General features: G+C 77.9%; 1 protein-coding gene. It reads right to left on the reverse strand.

What is annotated here, in order from left to right:
• Window positions 1-226, reverse strand: a 226-nt coding sequence (locus tag G3I65_RS16320; protein ID WP_203612403.1) for a hypothetical protein, incomplete at both ends; no start/stop codon positions are given.

A 226-nucleotide genomic window follows, 5' to 3' on the forward strand; every position in this document is an offset into this window, starting at 1 on the left:
CGTCGAGGTCGGGCACCCGGCCCGGCTCCGGCGCCGAGCCGTTCGCCCCGGCGGCGTGCTCGGCCTGCTGGTCGTACCCCTCTTCGCCGTACTGGTCGTCCTCGGCGAAGCGGTCGTCGAACTCCTGGTCGTCGTAGCCGTCTTCGGCGTACTCGTGCTCCTCGGCCGGGGCCTCCGCCGCCACGGGCGCGGGCGGGGGCTCCACCGGCGCGGCCGCCTGCGGCGG

This window comes from Amycolatopsis sp. SID8362 (assembly GCF_010550475.1).
GTDB classification, from domain to species: Bacteria; Actinomycetota; Actinomycetes; order Mycobacteriales; family Pseudonocardiaceae; genus Amycolatopsis; species Amycolatopsis eburnea.